Genomic DNA, 18,491 nt, shown 5'->3' with positions numbered 1-18,491 from the left:
GTCAGGCCGGCGTCGCCCATCGGGCCGCCGATCTCGAAGCGGCCGGTCGGGTTCACCAGCAGGCGGTAGCCCTCGGTCTCCAGCTTGATGCCGTCGGCGGCCAGGGCGGCGAGCACGTGCTCGACCACGTGCTGGCGGATGTCCGGGGTCAGCAGGGCGTCGAGGTCGATGTCCGAGGCGTGCTGCGAGGACACGACGACGGTGTCGAGGCGGACGGCCTTGTCGCCGTCGTACTCGATGGTGACCTGGGTCTTGCCGTCGGGGCGCAGGTACGGGATGGTCCCGTTCTTGCGGACCTCGGAGAGGCGGCGGGAGAGCCGGTGCGCGAGGTGGATGGGCAGCGGCATCAGCTCGGGGGTCTCGTTGCTGGCGTAGCCGAACATCAGGCCCTGGTCGCCGGCGCCCTGCTTGTCCAGCTCGTCCTCGTCGCCTTCCACACGGCTCTCGTACGCCGTGTCGACGCCCTGCGCGATGTCCGGGGACTGCGCGCCGATGGAGACGGAGACCCCGCAGGAGGCCCCGTCGAAGCCCTTCTGCGAGGAGTCGTAGCCGATCTCCAGGATCTTCTCGCGGACGAGCTGGGCGATCGGCGCGTACGCCTTGGTGGTGACCTCGCCCGCGATGTGCACGAGACCGGTGGTGATCAGGGTCTCCACGGCGACGCGGGAGGTCGGGTCCTGGCTCAGCAGGGCGTCGAGGATCGTGTCGCTGATCTGGTCGGCGATCTTGTCGGGATGCCCCTCGGTCACGGACTCCGAGGTGAACAGGCGGCGGGACATGGAGGACTCCAGGTGGTGGGAGGAAGGCGGGCGGCCGGGCCCGGTGCGCCCGGCCGGTGCGTGGGTCATGCGGGCCCGTCGGCGGCTTCGCGCGCCGCGCGGGCGGTGGCGGTGGCGGCCTCGGTGAGGGCCGAGGCGAGTTCGTGGGCGGCCCCGCGGGCGGCGGGGGCGCCGCCGACGGCGACGAGCGGGGGCTCCCAGCCGTGGGCCGCGATGCGCCGGGCCACGTCGTAGGCGAGGGAGCCGGCACCCGAGTGGCCGCCCAGGAGGACGGGTTCGCGGGCGGCGAGGGCGGGTCCGAGGGCGGTCAGGCAGGCGGTGGCGTCCGCGGGGGCGGCGACCACGGCGAGGGCCTGGGGGCCGCGGTGGTCGCGGGCCAGGGCGTCGTAGCAGCCGACGGGGGCGCCGGGCGGCGGGATCAGGCAGATCAGGCCCGCGCCGGGGGCGGCGGCCGGGCGCAGCAGGTGCAGCGGGGAGGCCGGCCGGTGGGCCATGGCGGGTACGGGCCGCCCGTCGAGGAGGCGCAGGGCCTCCTCGACGGTGGTGGCGCCCGCCACGGCGAGGGGGAAGTCCCGCAGCAGCCGGACGAGTTGGGCCAGGCATTCGGCGGCGTCGGCGTCCGCGATCCGGGTCCGGTCGTGGACCACGGTCAGGACCAGGCCGCCGACCCCGTCGTGGCGGGCGGAGAGGGTGAGGGGCACGCCGGTGTGCGCGCCGAACATCTCGGGCGGCTCCACGCGCACGCCTTCGGCGGCGAGTTCCCCGCGCAGCCCGGCGGCCGGGTCGGCGACCGGTCCGGGGCGGGCGGCGAGGGGGTCGGGGGGCAGGAAGACGAGGACGGACTCGGTGAGCTCCTCGTCGCCGGGGCGGCCGGACCAGGCGTGGACCTGGCCGGCGGAGACCCATTCGTACGCGGTGGTGTCGATGGCCCGGTCGGTGAGGGCGGCGAGCAGTTCGCGGACCGGGGTGCGGGGGCTGACGTCCACGGCGACCGGGAGGGGGTTGGAGAGCGGGCCCGGCAGGGCCTCGGCCCCGTCGAGGCCGATCCCGCGGCCGGACACGGTCGCGGCGAAGGCCACCGGGGCGGGGGCGGGGTGGGCGCGGTGCAGGAGCAGGGCCCAGGCGGCCTGGACGACGGTGCTCTCGGTGGCGCCGTGGCCGGCGGCCCAGTCGCGGAGCCGGACGGCCTCGTGCGGGGCGAGCCGCTGCCAGGTGCGGCCGTGGCCGCGCTGGCGGGTGTCTGCGGCGGTGGCCCGGGCGGGCAGGGTGGCGGCCCCGGCCGGGGGGACGGCGCGGGTCCAGAAGGCGCGGGCGGGGCCCAGGTCCTGGGTGCCGACCCACTGGAGGTGGTCGCGCAGGTCGGGGCGGCGCTCGCCGCCGCGGGCGCGGCCGTCGGCGAGGTAGGCCCGGTAGAAGGCGCGCAGGAGCAGGCCCATGCTGCGGGTGTCGATCAGGGCCTGGTGGTAGGTGACGAGGATCCGGGTGCCGGGGGCGCCCGGGCCGGGGCCGGGGCCGTTCGCGCCGCGCGTATCGGCCGGGTCTGTCCCGTCGGCCGCTTCGTGGCCGCGGCGGCCGTCGGCGGCCGCGTCCGGGTGCTCGTCGACGAGCACGATGCGCAGGGGTCCGCTGCGGTCCAGGTCGAACTCGCGCAGCCGCTCGGCGGCGACCAGGGTGTTCCACTCGGCGGTGCCCTGCGGGTAGCGGGTGATCTGCAGGCTGCCGGTGGGGTGCACGACGATCCGCGGCGGCCGGTGCGGGACGGGCCGGGCGAGGGCGGCGCGCAGGACGGCCTCGTGGTCGGTGACGCTCTGCCAGGCCGCCCGGAAGCGCTCGGGGTCGAGCGGGCCGTGCCAGCGCCAGTGGATCTGCTCCACGTGGAGCCCGGCGCCGGGGTGGGTGAGGGAGCCGAGCAGGATGTCCTGCTGGCGGGGGGCGGCGGGGTGCCCGTGGAGGGGCGCGTACGGGCTGCCCGCGGCGGCGCCGGACCGCCGGGCGCCGGTGCGCGCCTCGCCGCCCGCGTCGGTGAGGGCTTCGGCGAGGGCCTCGGCGAGGGCGTCCGTACGGGCTTCGGTACGGGCGTCCGTACGGGCGTCCGTACGGGGTCCGGTGCGCGGGTCGGCGGGCCCCGGGTCCTGCGGGCGGCAGTCCCGCGGGCCCTCCCGGACCTCGTCCGCTAACGCGCGCGCACCCGGCGCGGCGGGCGCCGCAGCGGCTGCCGTATCTGCCTCATCTGCCGCCCCTCGTACCTCCGTCTGCGTCTCCGTCCCCGTCTCCGCCGTCCCGCCCGGACCCGGCAGGGTCAGCAGGTCGGCCAGCCGGCCGGCGTCGAAGGACAGGGGCAGCCGCAGGGTGTGGTGGACCGGGGAGTGCCGGTGCAGTGCGGGGCGCGGCGGCGGGAAGCGGTCGAACAGCGGCTCCAGCTCGCCGGGTGCCAGCGGGCCGTGGAGGTCCAGCGAGCTCGGCCGGCCGGGGGTGATGACCACCGTCACGGCCCGGGGTGCGGCCACGGTCATCAGTCCCTCCTCCTCTGTCGGCAGTGCTCGGTCGGTTCCGTCGCGCAGGTGGTGCAGGTCGCGCAGGTGGTGCAGGTGGTGCAGCTCGTACGGGTGGTGCAGGTCGTGCGGTTCGTGCGGCCGGGTGCGCAGGCACTCGGCGGGGGTCGGGAGTATGGGCCGTCCCGCCACGCGGCGCTGACGCGCCGCTGACACGGGGGTGCCGCGGGCGGCCCGCGGGCCCTCCCGCACCCCTGCCCGGCGTCAGCCGGCCGCGAGCATCTCCTCCACGGCGCCCATGAACCCGTCGTCGAGCATCGTGCCGACGGCGGTGTCGCGGTCCGGGTCGAGGCCCGTGTCGTGGCAGGCCACGCTGAGCAGGTAGCGGCCGAGCACCCGGTGGGTTCCGAAGGCCCATTCGCCGCGGGCGGCCGGGCTGCCGTCGGGGGCCAGCAGGTCCCCGCTCTCCAGTCCGAAGCCGAACTCCGTGAACCCCAGCCTCAGGCCCTGACCCAGGGCCTTGGTGTAGGCCTCCTTGAGGGTCCACAGCCTGAGCAGCTCCGCGGCCTTGCGCTCCTCGGACAGCCCGACGAGCTCGGCCTGTTCGGCCGGGGTGCACATGTGGTCGTGGAGGAGCTCGAAGGACATCCGGCGGGCGGCCGGCTCCACGTCCACGCCGATCCGGCCGGTCCTGCTGACGCCCACGGCGATCACGTCGTCCGTGTGGCTCAGGCTGACGTCGATCTGGTCGAGCCCCCTGATGTAGGGGCGTCCACCGATCTTGTACGCGAGGTCGAGGGAGGCCGGGTCCGTCCGCAGCGCGGCGGCGGCCGTGTACTTGACCACCATCCGCGAGGTGACGAAGCGGTAGCGCACGGCCGCGTCCTCGGTGCGCCGGTAGCGCGGCCAGTCGCGGCCCAGCAGGGGCCGCAGCCCCGCGTCGGAGAGCGCGGCGGTCAGCCACTCCCCCCAGGTCGCGTACACCACGGCGCTGCCGAGCGCCTCCAGGTCCCCGTGCACGGCCTCCCAGGGGCCCTCGGGGCCCGCGACGTGGACGGGTGACGGGACTCCGCGCCCGTCGGTCGTGCGGTACTGCTCCGGCATGGGTCCTGCCCTCCTCTGCGGCGGCCGGGGGGTGCGCCGGTCGCGCACCGCTCGGTGATCGGGTCTCGCGGGGCTCCCGCGCGGCGGGTCACAGGGGGTGCCCGGTGCCGTCGAGGTCGCAGCTGCGGCCGGTGCGGTAGCGCGCGAGGAGTTCGGCGAGCACCTCCTCCAGGCAGCCCGCGGGCAGTTCGGGGGCGGCGATGCCGAGGCGGCCGGCGAGCCGGGTGAGGGCGAGCACCGCCCAGGCGGGCGCGGCGAGGAAGGGGTCGCTGCCGTCCTGGCCCTCCCAGACCCCGAGCACCGCGGCCGCGGCCAGGATGAGGGCGTACCGGTCGCTGAGGACGACGACGGCGGGGTCGGAGAGCGCGGCGCGCCCGGTGGGCAGTGCGGCGCAGACGGTGCGCAGGGTGCGGAGCTCGTTGACGAAGCTCTCGGCGAGTTCGCCGAGGGCGGTGACGTGGCCGCCGACGGCGCGGTGCGCGGCGAGCCGGTCGGCGCAGGCGACGAGGGAGGCGGGCAGGAAGTCCTCGCCGCCCGCGAAGCCGAGCAGCCGGTAGTCGAGGTCGGGCAGGTCGGCGTCGGGGCGGAACACTCCGGGCGGCGGTTCGTCGGCGCGGAACCAGGAGCGTTCGGCGAGGGTGCGCAACTGGGGCACGATGACGGCCTGGCAGGCGGCGGTGCCGGCGTGGCCGAGGCCGGCCACGGGCAGGTCGCGCACGACCTTCTCCAGGGCGCCGTACTGGGGGCTGCCGTGCTCGTAGCCGTGGGAGCCGAGGACGGAGGCCAGCTCTTCCAGGTCCTCGCGCAGCAGGTCGGGTACGACGTACTTGACGGCCGCGGCGAGGACGTGGGTGCGCTCGGGCAGCAGGCTGAGGGAGCGCAGGGCCGTACCGGCCATGGCGTCGCAGGCGAGGAGGTCGGCGAAGACCCCGGCGAGCGGTTTGTGCCAGCGGCGGGCGACGGGGGTGCTGCGGCCGGTGGTGACCGCGCGGACCGCCGAGTGCAGGACGGTGTCGACGGAGGAGACGGCGACGGCGGGGATGAGGCAGCGGTTGACCTGGAAGGTGCGCAGTGCGAGGGCGACGCCTTCGCCGGGCCGGCCGACCATGGCGTCCCCGGGTACGGGGCAGTCGGTGAACTCCAGTCCGCTGAAGAGCCCGCCGCGCATCCCGGGGGTGTGGACGCGGGGCAGGTGGCGCACCCCGTCGGCGGGCAGTTCGCCGGGGCGCAGCAGGAAGACGGAGTGGCTGCGGGGGCCGCGCTCGGGGTCGGTGCGGGCGTAGACGACGTACGCGCCGGCCCGGGCGGCGTTCATGATCACGTCCTTGCGGCCGCCGAGGAGGCGGCCGCCGCCGGGGGCGGGGGCGGCCGTGAACTCGTCGCGCAGGATGGCGTTGGCGTGGGCGAGTTCGTGGTGGACGATCGAGGCCCGGCCGCCGCCGGTGAGCAGGGCGGCGGTCTCCTCGCGCTGGCGGGGGGTGCCGGCCGCCCAGACGGCGGCCGTGGCGAAGAGCGAGGTGATCCCGAAGCCGAAGCCGAGGGCCAGGTCGCGGCGGAAGACCGGGCGCAGCACCTTGGCGAGCAGGTCGGCGCGGGTGAGGCGGCCGCCGAGGGCGGCGGGTACGAACTCGGCGCCGAGGCCTGCTTCGGTGAGGAGCCGCTCGGTGGCCGCGGGGGGCCGGCGCAGGTCGTCGGCGGCGATGAGCGCGGCGATGCCGTGGGGGTTGGCGGGCCGCAGCGGGTCGCCGAGCAGCGCTTCGAGCCGCGCGGCCCGTTCCGGCGCCGCCGCCCCGGGGGCGGGGGCGCCGGCGGGCGGCGGCTGGACGTCGAGCAGGGTGGCCATGGGGTGCCCGGTCACCGCCCCGGGGACAGCACGCGGACCGCGGACTCCGCGTGCCGGCGGGCGAGCCCGAGGGTGGCCGCGCTGGCCGCGCCCAGGCTGTCGCGCACGTACCGGCGGGCCTGGGCGAGGTCGGCGCCGGGGCCGAGGACGGTCTCGACGGCGTCCTCGCGCAGCAGGACGTTGTGCGTGGCGACGGCGGTGACGCCGTTCTCGTCGGGGGTGACGGACCACTCGCCGCTGTGGGCGGTGATCAGCGGGGCGGTGCGGGTCTGCTTGAAGCAGATCCGGCCGGCGTGGGGGAAGCAGACGCGGACGGACTCCGTGGTCTCGGCGGGGCCGCCGCCGGGGGTGACGGTGTCCATGGTGACGATCTGGATGCCGGGCTGCTCCTCGCGCACCTCGGCGCGGGCGACGTGGGCCAGCTGGTCGGGCCAGTCCTGGACCCCGTACAGGAAGTCGTAGACGAGTTCGGCGGGTCCCTGGACGCGCACCGACTCCTCGAAGGTCAGCTGCAGTTCGTCGATCCGGTCCCAGAGTTCGGCGGTCTGCTTCAGCCGGGCGAGCTCGGCGCGGCTGTTGTCGTCGGTGGCGCGCGTCAGCCACTCGGTGCCCGCCGGGTCGTCGCCGGTGACGGTGAAGTCGTGCAGGAGGGTGATCCGCGAGCGGTCGCGGCCCAGCTCCTCGACGACCCAGCGGCCGCCCATGTGTGCGGCGGGGGCCGCGGCGATCTCCTGGTGGAAGTCGATCGTGCGGTTCTCCGCGTCGAGGTACCTGCGGGAGATCCACGAGTTGACGGAGCCGTTGGCCGTCACCCACATGCGGAACCGGTCGCGCGTACCGTCGAAGTCCAGCCGCTCGACGTGAACCGTCGGCGGCACGAAAAGCGGCCACTGCGTGGTGTCCGCGACCAGCCCGTACAGAACGCCCGCGGGCGCGGCCACGTCCACCGCGTACGACGTGCGATGCACTCGCTCAACCGACATATCGACCCACACCTCTCTCGCCCTTGCTCTCGACTGTGCCCTGCTGTGCCTGAGGGCCGCTCGAAGCGCCCTCGATCCGCCGTCCAGGCGCTCTCACGCGCGGCTCGGCGGCGGTGCCGCTCCTGCGGCCGTCCCGGGGGGACACCGCGCGCCGACGAACGCCACCAGGGCGCCGACGGAGCGGAAGTCCTCGAAGTCCAGGTCCGCCCGCCCGGTCCGGATGCCGAACTCCTCCTCGACGAAGGCGAGCAGCTCCAGTCCGAAGACGGAGCTGACGTAGCCCAGGCCGAAGATGTCCTCGTCGTCCGCCAGTTCGTGCACCGGCAGGAAGCGCGCGAGGTACGCGGTGATCCTGTCCCGCACGTCCCTGCCGCCCGGCGCGCGCCGGTTCCCGGCGGGTTGCGCGGACACGGGCATGGACTCCTCCGGGAGGGCTGCCGCGGCGGGCGGCGGACGGACGGCCGCGGGCTGCGGGCCGCGGCGTACTCGGCACGTTCTCAGCGTCCGCTGGAGAAACCGTCGACAACCGTCGGAACGCGCGCGGCCGGCTCTGGCCGGGCGGGCCCCGGCCGGTGATGCTGGGCGCGACGCGAGGAGTCGGCCCGGCCGGGAGAGACGGCCCGGGGCCGCGGCAGGGAGGGGCGGGGCGATGGGCGTGGTTCCGGGTGGGGGCAGCTGGTTCAGGAGGTTCCAGCCCGCTCCGCAGGCTCCGGTCCGGCTGGTGTGCCTGCCGCACGGCGGCGGTTCCGCGGGGTTCTTCGTACCGGTGGCGCGGGGGCTGTCCCCCGCCGTGGACGTGCTGGCCGTCCAGTACCCGGGCCGCCAGGACCGGCGGGCCGAGGAGCCGCTGGACGATATGCAGGTGCTCGCCGACCTGATCACGCAGGCCCTGGCCCCGTACCGGGACCGGCCGCTGGCCCTGTTCGGGCACAGCATGGGCGCCACCCTCGGCTTCGAGGTGGCCTGCCGGCTGGAGGCCGCCGGGGAGGTGCCGGCGGCGCTGTTCGCCTCCGGGCGCCCGGCCCCCTCGGTCCCGTTCGAAGGGGACCTGGGCAGTGCGGACGACGAGCGGCTGCTGTCGGAGATGAGCGCGCTGGGCGGTACGGACGCGGCCCTGATGCAGGACCCCGACCTGCTGGCGATGGTGCTGCCGGCGCTGCGTGCGGACTACCGGGCGGTGGAGACGTACGCGTACCGGCCGCGGCCCGCGCTGGTGTGCCCGGTGGTGGCGCTGACCGGGGACCGGGACCCCGTCGTGCCCCTGGACGGGGTGCTGGCCTGGGAGGACCACACCACCGGGCCGTTCACCGCCGAGGTGTTCCCCGGCGGGCACTTCTTCCTCACCGAGCACGAGGAGGCGGTACTGGACACCGTGCTGACCCACCTGGGCCGCAGCCCGGAGCTGCGCGGGGCGGAGCTCGGCGCGCGGCGGGGGCTCAGGCGGCCCGAGCCGGCTGCGGCAGCCGGGCGTCCGGTTCCTCTGCCGACCGCCTGACGTGCTCCATCACCGCGGCGCTGCGCTTGACCAGGGTGCGGCGCACGTGGTGGCGGGCGGTCTCGAAGCTGGCGCCGGGGCCGAAGAGCCCGGTGATGTCCCCGGTGCCGAAGAGCACCCCGTGCCGTGAGGTGAGGGTGGTGGTGCCCGCGCCGCCGTCGGCGACGGTCCAGACCCCGGTGTGGGAGGCCAGGGGCGCCGGGGGCCGGGGCTGCTTGTGCACGACGAGGCCGCGGGCGGGCAGCCGGACCCGGACCGAGTCGGGTGGGACCGCGGCGACCCGGCAGGGCCGGGGTCCCTGGTTCTCCAGCAGGGCGTAGACCCGCTCGGGCGGGGCGTCGATGTGCACCGACTCCTCGAAGCAGAGGACCAGTTCGTCGAGGCGGTCCCAGTGCGCGGCCAGCCGGGCCAGGTGGTCCGCCTCGGCGCGTACGGAGTCCGCGGCGGCCTCCCGGGCCCGGGCCGCCGCAGGGGACGGGCCGCGGCCGCCCGGGGCCGCGGGGTCCAGCTCCAGGGTCAGCCGGGCCCGTTCGGCGCCGAGGGACTCCACGGTCCAGCTGCCGGAGGGCGCGGTGTCCGGGTCGGCCGGGTCCTCCTCGTGGAAGGCGATCCGGCGCCGGGTGGCGTCGAGGGTGCGCCGCAGGGTCCGAGAGCGGGGGGCGCCGCCGGTGGTGTCCCAGCGGCGCAGCCGCTCGCCGGCCCCGTCGAAGCCGAGGCGTTCCACGTACACCGCGTCCGGCACGTACAGGGGCCACTGCGCCGCGTCGGCGAGCAGCCCGTAGACCAGTCCGGCGGGGGCCGCGATCTCGGTCTGGTGCACCGTGCCGTGCGTCTGCGCGGATCGGGTCATGTGCGGCTCCTCGGGTGTGACGGCGTGGTGGTGCGGGGCTGCCGGGGCTACCGCCGGGCTTCGAGGACCCGGGCGGCGGCCGCGTCGGGGACGGCGGTGTGCGGGGCGCAGGGCCGCGCGGCGGCGGTGTGGGCGGCGGCCGTGTACGCGGCTGCGGTCGCGGCGGGCGCGTCCTGCGCGTACGGGCTGTCCTGCGCGTACGGCGCGTCCTCCTCCGGCAGGGCGGCGGCCGGGCCGAGCGGGGACAGGGCCCGCTCCAGGGCGGCGCGGTCCAGGGCGGGGCCGCCGGCGGCCGTGTACCCGTCGGGCCGGACCAGCACCCAGCCGCCGGGGCCCAGGCCCAGGGTGCGGCGCAGCCGGCCGGCGGGGTCGAGGAGGGCGCCCGGTGTCCCGATGGGGGCGCCGAGGGTCCGTACGGACAGCCAGGAGCCGTGGGCGCCGCGGGCGGCGGCGGCGGTCCGGCGGGCCGCGTCGGAGCCGCCGTCGGCGACCAGCAGGGACCAGCGGACGTCGCGCAGTTCGCTGCGCAGGGCGTCGGCGCCGAGGCTGCCGGGGTGGCGGGCGGCGGCCGCGGCGGCCCGGGTGCCGGGCGCGAGCGCGCCGGCGCCCCGGGTGCCGGCTGCCGCGCCGGTGGTGAGGGAGCTCTCCGGGTAGCCGAGCCGCAGTCCGGACATCGCGCCGAGCACCTTGCGCTGGATGGCGCGGCGCAGCGGACCGATGTTGCGGACGAAGGTGAAGACGACCGGGAGCATGATCCCGGCCAGGGTGTTCTTGAACTGGACGAGGAAGGTGGCCTTGCGGGTGGAGCCGAGCAGGGCCTTGCCGACGGGCACCCGCTCCTCGCTGTAGGTGGCGAGGAGTTCGGGCCCGGCCTCGCCGCGGGCGGTCATGGCGAGCTTCCAGGCGAGGTTGTACGCCTCCTGGATCCCGGTGTTCATGCCCTGGCCGGAGGCGGGGCTGTGGACGTGGGCGGCGTCCCCGCAGACGAAGACGCGGCCGTCGTGCATCCGCGGGACCATGCGCTGCTGGAAGGTGAAGACGGAGGTCCACTCGGGGGTGCCGACGCGGACCTCGCGGCCGAGGCCGGCGCTCAGCTTGGCCCCGAGGCGCGCGGTGACCGCCGCGGTACCGGACTCCGTACCGGAACCCGCCGCGGCGGGCGCGGTGTCCAGCAGCCGCCAGCGGCCCTCGCGGCTGTACGGGACCATCATCAGGGCCTGCCGGCCGGTGTGGACCCAGTAGATGGTGTCCTGCGGGAGGTCGGCCTCGACGGGCGCGTCGGCGAGCTCCCAGGTCTCGCTGGACTCGCCGATGAGCGGCAGCCGCAGCTGCTTGCGGACGGTGCTGTGGCCGCCGTCGCAGCCGACGAGCCAGTCGGCCGCGTACTCCTCGGTGCGGCCGTCGGCGTGGGTGAGGCGGGCCCGGACCCCGTCGCGGTCCTGCTCCAGCGAGTCGAGCCGCACCCCCCACTCGACGCGGACGCCGAGCCGGGCGACGGCCTCGCGCAGCAGGGCCTCGGTGCGGGTCTGCTCCAGGATGACGGTGTACGGGTAGCGGGTGGGCATGGAGGAGTAGTCCGCTTCGAGGCGGACGAGCCTGCGGCCGCGCGCGAACATGGTGAAGGCGCGGTTCTGCCGCCCGGCCGCGGTGAAGGGCTCCGCGATGCCCATCTGGTCGAAGGTCTCCAGGGTGCGCGGGTGCACGGCGACGGCGCGGCTGGTGGCGGCGGGGCCGGGGGCCCCGTCGACCAGGCGGACCCGCAGGCCGCGGCGGGCGAGTTCGTGGGCGGCGGTGAGGCCGACGGGACCGGCGCCGACGACCAGGACGTGGGAGGTCACGGGTACTTCTCCTCTCAGGCGGCGGCCTCGGCCGCGGCGCGGTTGCGGATGTCGCGGCGCAGGGCGCGGCGCTCCGGCTTGCCGACGGGGGTGCGGGGTACGGAGTCGATCACCTCGACCCGGCGGATCTGCTCGTGGGCGGCGAGGCGGGAGTTGGCTCCCTCGACCACGGAGTCGACGCGGTCGAGCAGCCCGGGCGCGGTGGGGTCGCGCAGCACGATCCCGAGCCAGGGCACGGCCCCGTGGACGGGGTCGGGCCAGCCGACGACCACGCAGTCGGCGACGCGGGGGTCGGCGGTGACGGCGTCCTCGACCGCGGAGGGGGAGACGAGCTCGTTGTCGTACTTGAAGACGTCGCCGATCCGGTCGACGAGGAACAGCTCGCCGTCGGGGGTGAGGTAGCCGACGTCGCCGGTGGGGAACCAGCCCCCGCTGAGGGCGGGGTGCGTCTCCTCGCCGAGGTACCCGGCCATCAGCTGGGGTCCGCGGACCTGTACCTCGCCGGTGGCGTACACGCCCAGCGGGAGGCCGGTCTCCAGGTGGACGACGCGGCAGTCGGTGCCGGGGACGGGGGTGCCGACGGAGCCGGTCTTCGCCTTGGCGGCGGGGCCCTGGGAGTGGCTGAGGGGGGAGAGCTCGGCCATGCCGTAGCCCTGGACCACGGGAACGCCGAGGCGTTCGCGCAGCAGCCGGGCGTCCGCGGCGGCGAGGGCGGTGCCGCCGCTGAGGACGGCGGTCAGCGCCGGCCCGGCGGGCCGCGGGGGCAGGACGGCCGCGGGATCCCCGGCCGGCCCGGCCGCCCTGTCCGCCCCGGCCTCCCCCGCAGACCCGGCGGACCCGGCGGACCCGGCGGCCTCTGCGTGCCGGATGTCGGCCGCCAGCCGGTGCAGGCGCGCCGGCAGGGCGTAGAGGTGGGTGGCCCCGGCCGCGGCGGCCAGGGCGAGCGCGGCCCGGGGGTCGGGGTCCGGGCACAGCACCTGGCAGGCGCCCGCGTACACACCGGAGTTGAGGTGCATCGCGTGGTAGAGCGGCAGGTGGTTGACGAGTACGGAGTCGCTGCCGAGGCCGTGCGCGGCGGCGGTCTGCGCGGCGTTGGCGACCAGGTTGCGGTGGGTCAGGCGGACGCCGCGGGGCCGGCCGGTGGTGCCGGTGGTGAACTGGATGCAGGCGTCGGAGTCCAGGTCGGCCGGTCCGCTGCCGTGCCCGCCGGGGGCGCTCTCCGCCGCGGGTACGGAGTCCAGGGCGAGTTCCAGCGGCACGGCGTCGGAGGGCACGATCCCGTCCGGCGCGTCGGTGACCACGACCGTGCGCAGCGCCGGCAGCCGGTCGGCCACCTTGACCAGCAGTTCGGCGGTGGCGGTGGGGACGAAGGCGATCTCGACGGCGGCCGCGGCGCAGGCGTGCAGGAGCCCTTCGGCCGTGAGCAGGGGGTTGAGCAGGACGGCGGTGCCCCCGCCGCGGACGGTCCCGTAGTAGGCGGCCGCGAAGTCGGGGCCGAGCACGTTGGCCACGCCGATCCGGGCCCCGCGGCGCCCCGCGGCCCGCGCGGTGTACGCGGCGAAGCGGTCGGCCCGGTCGTCGAGCCCGGCGAAGGTCAGGGCGTGCTCGCCGGTGCGCAGCGCGCAGCCCCCGGGGTCCCGGATGGCGGCGCGGCGCAGGAGTCCGTCGAGCGGCAGTTCCGGGTACGTGAAGATCGGCACGGCGCTGTCCCTCCTGGTCGAACTGTGCGGGCGGTGCGAGCTGTTCGGGCCGGTCCGGCCGTCCCACTGTCCGCAGCGCCGCTTGAGGAATCTTCGAAGGCCCCTCGATCTGTGCCGCAGAGGCTGTCCGGACACGCTGGACCGCAGGCATCGGACGGGTCCGGAAGCGTTCGACGAATCCCGAGGAGCGGCATGAGCCCGTACACGACCATCCCCGAGGCCGAGTTCAGGGAGCCCCTGCTCGCGCCGGCCGCCGATCCGTACACCGAGGTGCAGCAGTTCTACGCCCGGCAGGTGGAGCTCCTCGACGACCTGCGGGTGGAGGCGTTCGCGGAGACCTTCACGGAGGACGGGGTGCTCTCGCCCTCGCCGGTGCAGGCGGGCGCGATGGGGCGCGGGGCCATCGCCCTGGCGCTGCGCACGGCGCACCACAAGCGCTTCGGCGCCGAGCAGGTGCAGCGCCGGCACTGGTTCAACATGCTCCAGGTGTACGAGCAGCCGGACGGCTCGCTGCGCACGCGCTTCTACTCGGTGGTGTGGGTGACGCGGCCGTGGAACCCGGTGCCGGAGCCGAGCCCGAGCGCGGTCGTGGAGGACGTCCTGGTCCGGATGCGGGGCGGGCTGCTGGTGCGCGAGCGCCGCATCACCCCGGACCACCTGTCGTTCTGACGGTCCTCAGACGTACGCACAGGGGCGGCCGGTACCCGGGTACCGGCCGCCCCTGTGCGCGTACCGGCCGCCGGTGCGCGCGTACCGGCCGCCGGGCCGGCCCGGCTCAGCGCGCCGCGGCGGCCCGGGCGGCGCTGCGCCGCAGTCCGACGACGGTGCCCCGGGTGAAGAGGTCGGTCCGCACCCGTACCGGGTCCGCGCCGTACGCGACCTTGCGGGCGATCTTGCCGCCGACGGGGGTGCGCGTGACGAGTCCGGCCGCGGCGGCCCGCAGCAGGCCGGTGACGGGCCCGGAGGCGGGTCCGAGCACGGCCCGGGCCTGCATCCGCTGCATCCGGTGCACGGCGAGGGCGGCCGGTTCGCGGCGCTCGCGGTAGGCGGCGAGCCGCCCGGCCGTCGGTTCGCCGGCCTCCAGCGCCCCGACGAGCACGGGGTGCAGGGCGGCGGCGTCCTGGAGGGCGAGGTTGATGCCCTGGGCGCCGATGGGCCCGTGCGTGTGGGCGGCGTCGCCGAGCAGGACCAGCCCGTCGCGCACCCACTCCTCGGCGTGTGCGGCGAACACGTCGAGCAGGCTCAGCTGCCGGAGCCCGGTGAGCTGCTCGTGCAGCAGGTCGGCGAACTGCGGGAGCATGCCGGCCAGATCGCGGCGGATGGCCTCGATCCCCCCGGCGGCGGCCCGGTTCCAGCCGCCGTGCGGCAGGGTCCAGCCGATCCGCAGCCGGCCCGGGTGGGTGTCGTGGACGAGGACGGCGCTGCCGTCCCCGCGGTGGACGCGCACGTGCCCGGTGGCCCGGCCCGGCGCCTCCAGGGCGAACCAGGCCACGTCCTGCCGGAAGGACTCGGTGCGGCCGGCCCCGATCCCGGCGAGCGCGCGGGTCCTGGAGAAGCGGCCGTCGGCGCCCACGACGACCGCGGCCCGCACGGTGGTGCGCGAGCGGTCGGGCCCGTGGGCGACTGCTCCGGTGACGGGGCTGCCGGGTCGCTTCTCGACGAGGGCGGCCAGCCGGTGGCCTTCGAGCAGGGTGAAGCCGGGCAGGGACCGGCAGGCGTCGAGCAGGGCGCCGAGGAGCTGCGGCTGCGGCAGGGCGAGCAGGGTGCCGTACGGTTCGCCCAGGCGGGCGTAGTCCACGTCGAGCATGGTCCGGCCGCGCTCCACGACCTGGAAGCCGCGCAGGTCGCAGGAGCCCGCGGCGCGGGCCGCGGCCAGGACGCCGAGCTCGTCGAGGATCCGCTGGCCGCCGGGCTGGAGGATCTCCCCGTGGAACTCGCGGCGCAGTGCGGTGGAGCGTTCGAGGACGGTGACGCGGATGCCGGAGCGCAGCAGCATCAGGGCCAGGGCGAGCCCGGCGGGTCCGGCACCGACGACGCAGACGTCGGTGTCCTGTTCGGAGCCGGCGCCGGTCGCGGGCCGGACGCGGTCGTACGCGGGGGCCGCCACGGGATCAGGCGGCGACCCGGGCGGACAGCGCCCGGTTGACCATGTCGAGGTAGCGGCGGGGGGTGTCGGCCTCGTCCACGGCCTCCTCGTCGAGGAGCACGTCGAACTTGCGCTCGACGTAGCCGGTGGTCTGCAGCACGGCGAGGGAGTCGTAGCCGAGGTCGATGAACAGCAGGTCCAGGACGTCCCCGTCGAGGTCCACGTGCTCCTCCTCGCCCGCGCACTCGCGCAGGATGCGGGTCAGTTCGGTGAGCTCCAGCCGGTCCACGGCATCCCTCTCTTCCGTCACGTGCGTCTCTTGCATCTCTTGGATCTCTTGCGTCTCTCGCCTGAGGGTCTTCTGCGCCGGTCGCGGCCCCGCTTCAGTGCAGGCGCTGGACGAGGCGGCCCGCGCGGCCGATGAGGCGGGGCAGTTCGCGGTCCCGTACGAAGAAGTGGCCGCCGGGCACGGTGCGCCGGACGAACCGCCCGGAGGTCCAGCGGGCCCAGCCCGCGAGGTCCTGCGGGGTGGCGAGCGGGTCCTCGGCCCCGGCCACGGCGAGCAGCGGGACGGGCAGCGGCCCGGCGGGGGACGGCGCCAGCGCGGCGGCGCGCAGGTCGGCGGCGAGGCGCAGGTCGTCCCGGAGCACGGGCAGCACCTTGCGCTGCCAGAGGCTGCCGGCGGCGTCCCCGGGCGGGGCGGCGCCGAAGGAGTCGAGGAGCCGGAAGAGGTCCTCGTCGGGCGCCTCCGCGGCCCCGGACAGCCCCGGCGGGGCGTCGGGCGGCGGGCAGGCCCCGACGGCGAGCAGGGCGGGCAGCGGGCGGCCGGCCTCGTGCAGGGCGCGGGCGAGGGTGTAGGCGATCATGCCGCCCAGGCTGTGCCCGTAGAGGGCGTACGGGCCGGGGGGCGGGTCGTCGAACAGCGCGCGGGCCTCCGCGAGGAGGGCGGTGCGGCCGGTGACCCGGGGCTCGCGCCGCCGGCCCTCGCGGCCGGGCAGCAGCCAGGGGCGCGGCTGCACGCCGCCGCCACTCAGCTCCTGCCAGCGCCGGAAGGCGGTCACGCCGGCCCCGGCGTGCGCGAAGCACACCAGTTGCACAGTCATGCCGGTCCTCCCGCGGTCGTCGGTTCTTCCCGGACCCTCGCGCACCGCGCTGGAGGTCCGCTCGAACCCGCCGCCGCGGGAGGCCGGTGCGGCTTAGGCCGCGTAGAGGTCGAACGTGGAGCTGCGGCGCGGGCCGGAGGTCACGTCCAGGGCGGGGTCCACGGTCAGCATGGCCTGGTGGAGGCGCTGCAGCTGGGGCGAGGGCTCCACGCCGAGCTCGTCGATGAGCCGGGCCCGCAGCCGCCGGTAGACGTCGAGCGCGGTCGCCTGGCGGCCGGACCGGTAGAGCGCCACCATGGCCTGCGAGTGCAGTCCCTCGTGCTGCGGGTGACGGGCTATCAGTTCGGCCAGTTCGGCGATGAGTTCGGTGTGGCGGCCGAGGCGCAGGTCGGCGTCGATCCGGCGCTCGACGGTCACGAGCCGGCTCTCCTCGAGCCGCATGACCTCGATCTCCAGGATCGGACCGACGCGCACGTCGACCAGGGCCGGCCCCTGCCACAGGCCGAGCGCCTTGCGGAGCAGCCCGGCGGCCTGCTCGTCCTCGCCCTCCTCGAAGGCGGACTGGCCCTTGGCGACCAGCGCCTCGTACTCGTGGACGTCGACCGCCTCGGGGGCGATCTGCATCAGATAGCCGCCGTGGCGGGTGGCGAGCACCTCTTTGGCGCCGCCGGGGGCGCCGGGCCCCATGGCCGTTCCCAGCCGCCTGCGCAGCTGGAGGATGTAGGTCTGCAGGGTGGTGAGGGCGCTCTGGGGGAGCTGTGTCCCCCAGATCTCCTCCATGAGTGTCGGTACGGGAATCACCCGTCCCGGATACAGCGCGAGAAGAGCCAGGATCTGGCGCGGCTTCCCGGCCGTCGGAACAATCGAGCCCCCGTTGACCTCGGCACTCAACGGACCCAGAACCTGAATCTTCACGGTTTCCTCCGTACGTGGTCGAGTTCGCATCGATTTTCAGCCTTCGACGCACGAACGGTAGCGAAGTGTCGAGTGGAGTCCCGGAAATCTCCAGCGCCTGTCGAGCGGCTCTCCATTTCCTGATCTTGTAGAGAAAATTTCCCCTGGTAGATTTCGCACGAGGAATGAACTCCGGCACAGGTATTCCCATTTAGGACAGAAGTTCACACCAATTCCGGGAGTCACGCCCGTGAACCGCAGCGCGCAGCACGAGGACCGCAGGCCGCCCGGAGCGCACGGGCCGGTGGACTTCCGCATCCTGGGCCCCGTCGAGGTCCTCGATCCGCGCACCGGTGAGCGGTCCGTCCCGTCCGGCGCCAAGCAGACCGCCCTCCTCGGCGCCCTCGCGGTGCGGGCCGGGCAGGTGCTGGCGGCCGACCGGCTCGTGGACGAGCTCTGGGGCGGGGAGCCCCCCGCGGCCTCGGCCAACGCCCTCCAGGCCCATGTGGCGCGGCTGCGCCGGCTGCTGCCCGGCGGCGGCGAGCCCGAGTGGATCGCCACCCGCCCGCCGGGTTACCTGCTGCGGCTGGACCGGGCCACCACCGACGCCCAGCGCTTCCACGGGCTCGCCGCCGAGGGCCGGGCCGCGGCCGCTGCCGAACCGGCCCGCGCCGTCACACTGCTGCGCCGGGCGCTGGACCTGTGGCGGGGGCCCGCGCTGGAGGGCAGCGTCCGCGGGGCGATCTGCACCGCGGAGGCCGACCGGCTGGAGGAGCTGCGGCTGGCGGCGCTGGAGTCCCTGTACGAGGCCAGCCTGCGCAGCGGGCGGGCCGAGCGGGTGGCGTACGAACTGGAGCGGCTGACGGCCGAGCACCCGCTGCGCGAGCGGTTCTACGACCTGCTGATGGTCGCGCTGTGCCGGGCGGGCCGGCCCACCGAGGCCCTCGGCGTGTACGAGCGGGCCCGCCGCCGGCTGGCCGACGGGCTGGGCACGGGGCCGGGCCCGGCGCTGCGCGCCCGGATGGAGGCCATCCTCCACGAGGCCCCGCTGACCGCGACCGAGCTGGCCGCCCCGCTCGCCGTGCCCGTCCCCGCGACCGATGCCGCCCTGCTCGACCTGGGCCGTGAACTGGCCCGGCTGCGCGCCCGCGTCGACGTGCTGACCCGGCAGCAGGAGGACCTCCTGCGCCGGATGCACCAGCTCACGGGCGGCCCGAGCCTGGTCTAGACGCAATGTTGGTGACTTAAGTTCTGTCCTGCCGAGTGATGGTGACGGTGTCAGGTGCGGGTGGTGTCCCGTTGCGATGCTCGGCTCGTTTGAGCG

General features: G+C 76.0%; 16 protein-coding genes. 3 read left to right on the top strand and 13 right to left on the bottom strand.

Features of this window, described 5'->3' with window-relative positions:
* The 6 genes from metK to ACZ7JZ_RS35420 form a co-directional block, all read right to left on the bottom strand.
* Positions 1–779 (bottom strand): methionine adenosyltransferase (gene metK / locus ACZ7JZ_RS35445; RefSeq protein WP_470947123.1); only part of this gene is annotated, 779 nt, incomplete at its 3' end.
* A gap of 65 nt (positions 780–844) precedes the next feature.
* Positions 845–3,487, bottom strand: a complete 2,643-nt coding sequence (locus tag ACZ7JZ_RS35440; RefSeq protein ID WP_470947120.1) for a condensation domain-containing protein — start codon at positions 3,485–3,487, stop codon at positions 845–847.
* 48 nt (positions 3,488–3,535) lie between these two features.
* A complete protein-coding gene (locus ACZ7JZ_RS35435; protein WP_470947118.1) occupies positions 3,536–4,375 on the bottom strand; it encodes a 4'-phosphopantetheinyl transferase family protein in 840 nt (279 codons plus the stop codon).
* 88 nt (positions 4,376–4,463) lie between these two features.
* Positions 4,464–6,233, bottom strand: coding sequence for an acyl-CoA dehydrogenase (locus tag ACZ7JZ_RS35430; RefSeq protein ID WP_470947116.1), 1,770 nt, complete (start codon positions 6,231–6,233; stop codon positions 4,464–4,466).
* The gene (locus ACZ7JZ_RS35425) at positions 6,230–7,201 is read right to left on the bottom strand and encodes an aromatase/cyclase (protein ID WP_470947114.1); all 972 of its coding nucleotides are present in this window, start codon (positions 7,199–7,201) and stop codon (positions 6,230–6,232) included. Before ACZ7JZ_RS35425 ends, ACZ7JZ_RS35430 begins: the two co-directional genes overlap by 4 nt.
* Before the next feature lie 93 nt (positions 7,202–7,294).
* On the bottom strand, positions 7,295–7,612 hold the full coding sequence (locus ACZ7JZ_RS35420) for an acyl carrier protein (protein WP_470947111.1): 318 nt from the start codon (positions 7,610–7,612) through the stop codon (positions 7,295–7,297).
* Between the two features lie 238 nt (positions 7,613–7,850).
* On the opposite strand from ACZ7JZ_RS35420, the gene ACZ7JZ_RS35415 reads away from it, so the two are divergent.
* Positions 7,851–8,696: a thioesterase II family protein gene (locus ACZ7JZ_RS35415; protein ID WP_470947108.1), complete on the top strand. Its 846-nt coding sequence runs from the start codon at positions 7,851–7,853 to the stop codon at positions 8,694–8,696.
* Here the strand turns inward: ACZ7JZ_RS35415 and ACZ7JZ_RS35410 are convergent.
* Genes ACZ7JZ_RS35410 through ACZ7JZ_RS35400 form a run of 3 tightly spaced genes read right to left on the bottom strand, consistent with a single transcriptional unit; the run spans position 8,638 to position 13,084 of the window.
* Entirely contained in the window at positions 8,638–9,546 is a 909-nt protein-coding gene (locus ACZ7JZ_RS35410) for an SRPBCC family protein (RefSeq protein ID WP_470947106.1), read from the bottom strand. The two genes, ACZ7JZ_RS35415 and ACZ7JZ_RS35410, sit on opposite strands and share 59 nt — an antisense overlap.
* 47 nt (positions 9,547–9,593) lie before the next feature.
* Positions 9,594–11,384, bottom strand: coding sequence for an FAD-dependent oxidoreductase (locus tag ACZ7JZ_RS35405; RefSeq protein ID WP_470947103.1), 1,791 nt, complete (start codon positions 11,382–11,384; stop codon positions 9,594–9,596).
* A gap of 14 nt (positions 11,385–11,398) precedes the next feature.
* A complete protein-coding gene (locus ACZ7JZ_RS35400; RefSeq protein ID WP_470947100.1) occupies positions 11,399–13,084 on the bottom strand; it encodes a class I adenylate-forming enzyme family protein in 1,686 nt (561 codons plus the stop codon).
* A 192-nt stretch (positions 13,085–13,276) separates the two neighbouring features.
* On the opposite strand from ACZ7JZ_RS35400, the gene ACZ7JZ_RS35395 reads away from it, so the two are divergent.
* The gene (locus tag ACZ7JZ_RS35395) at positions 13,277–13,753 is read left to right on the top strand and encodes a nuclear transport factor 2 family protein (RefSeq protein WP_470947098.1); all 477 of its coding nucleotides are present in this window, start codon (positions 13,277–13,279) and stop codon (positions 13,751–13,753) included.
* Positions 13,754–13,859: 106 nt separating this feature from the next.
* Here ACZ7JZ_RS35395 and ACZ7JZ_RS35390 read toward each other — a convergent pair whose 3' ends face one another.
* From ACZ7JZ_RS35390 to ACZ7JZ_RS35375, 4 genes are all read right to left on the bottom strand, one after another.
* Positions 13,860–15,191 (bottom strand): FAD-dependent monooxygenase, encoded by a 1,332-nt coding sequence (locus tag ACZ7JZ_RS35390; RefSeq protein ID WP_470947096.1) that lies wholly within the window; start codon positions 15,189–15,191, stop codon positions 13,860–13,862.
* A gap of 4 nt (positions 15,192–15,195) precedes the next feature.
* Complete coding sequence (locus tag ACZ7JZ_RS35385) at positions 15,196–15,480, bottom strand: acyl carrier protein (protein ID WP_470947094.1); 285 nt, start codon at positions 15,478–15,480, stop codon at positions 15,196–15,198.
* Between the two features lie 73 nt (positions 15,481–15,553).
* On the bottom strand, positions 15,554–16,273 hold the full coding sequence (locus ACZ7JZ_RS35380) for a thioesterase II family protein (RefSeq protein ID WP_470947091.1): 720 nt from the start codon (positions 16,271–16,273) through the stop codon (positions 15,554–15,556).
* Positions 16,274–16,366: 93 nt separating this feature from the next.
* Positions 16,367–17,188 carry an AfsR/SARP family transcriptional regulator gene (locus ACZ7JZ_RS35375; protein ID WP_470947089.1) on the bottom strand — a complete coding sequence of 274 codons (822 nt, stop codon included), beginning with the start codon at positions 17,186–17,188 and terminating at the stop codon, positions 16,367–16,369.
* A gap of 229 nt (positions 17,189–17,417) precedes the next feature.
* On the opposite strand from ACZ7JZ_RS35375, the gene ACZ7JZ_RS35370 reads away from it, so the two are divergent.
* Positions 17,418–18,395 carry an AfsR/SARP family transcriptional regulator gene (locus ACZ7JZ_RS35370; protein WP_470947087.1) on the top strand — a complete coding sequence of 326 codons (978 nt, stop codon included), beginning with the start codon at positions 17,418–17,420 and terminating at the stop codon, positions 18,393–18,395.
* The last annotated feature ends 96 nt before the right edge of the window (positions 18,396–18,491 follow it).

The sequence above is a fragment of the Streptomyces sp. NPDC038213 genome, assembly GCF_055600495.1.
This window is presented reverse-complemented; position numbering and strand designations above follow the sequence as displayed.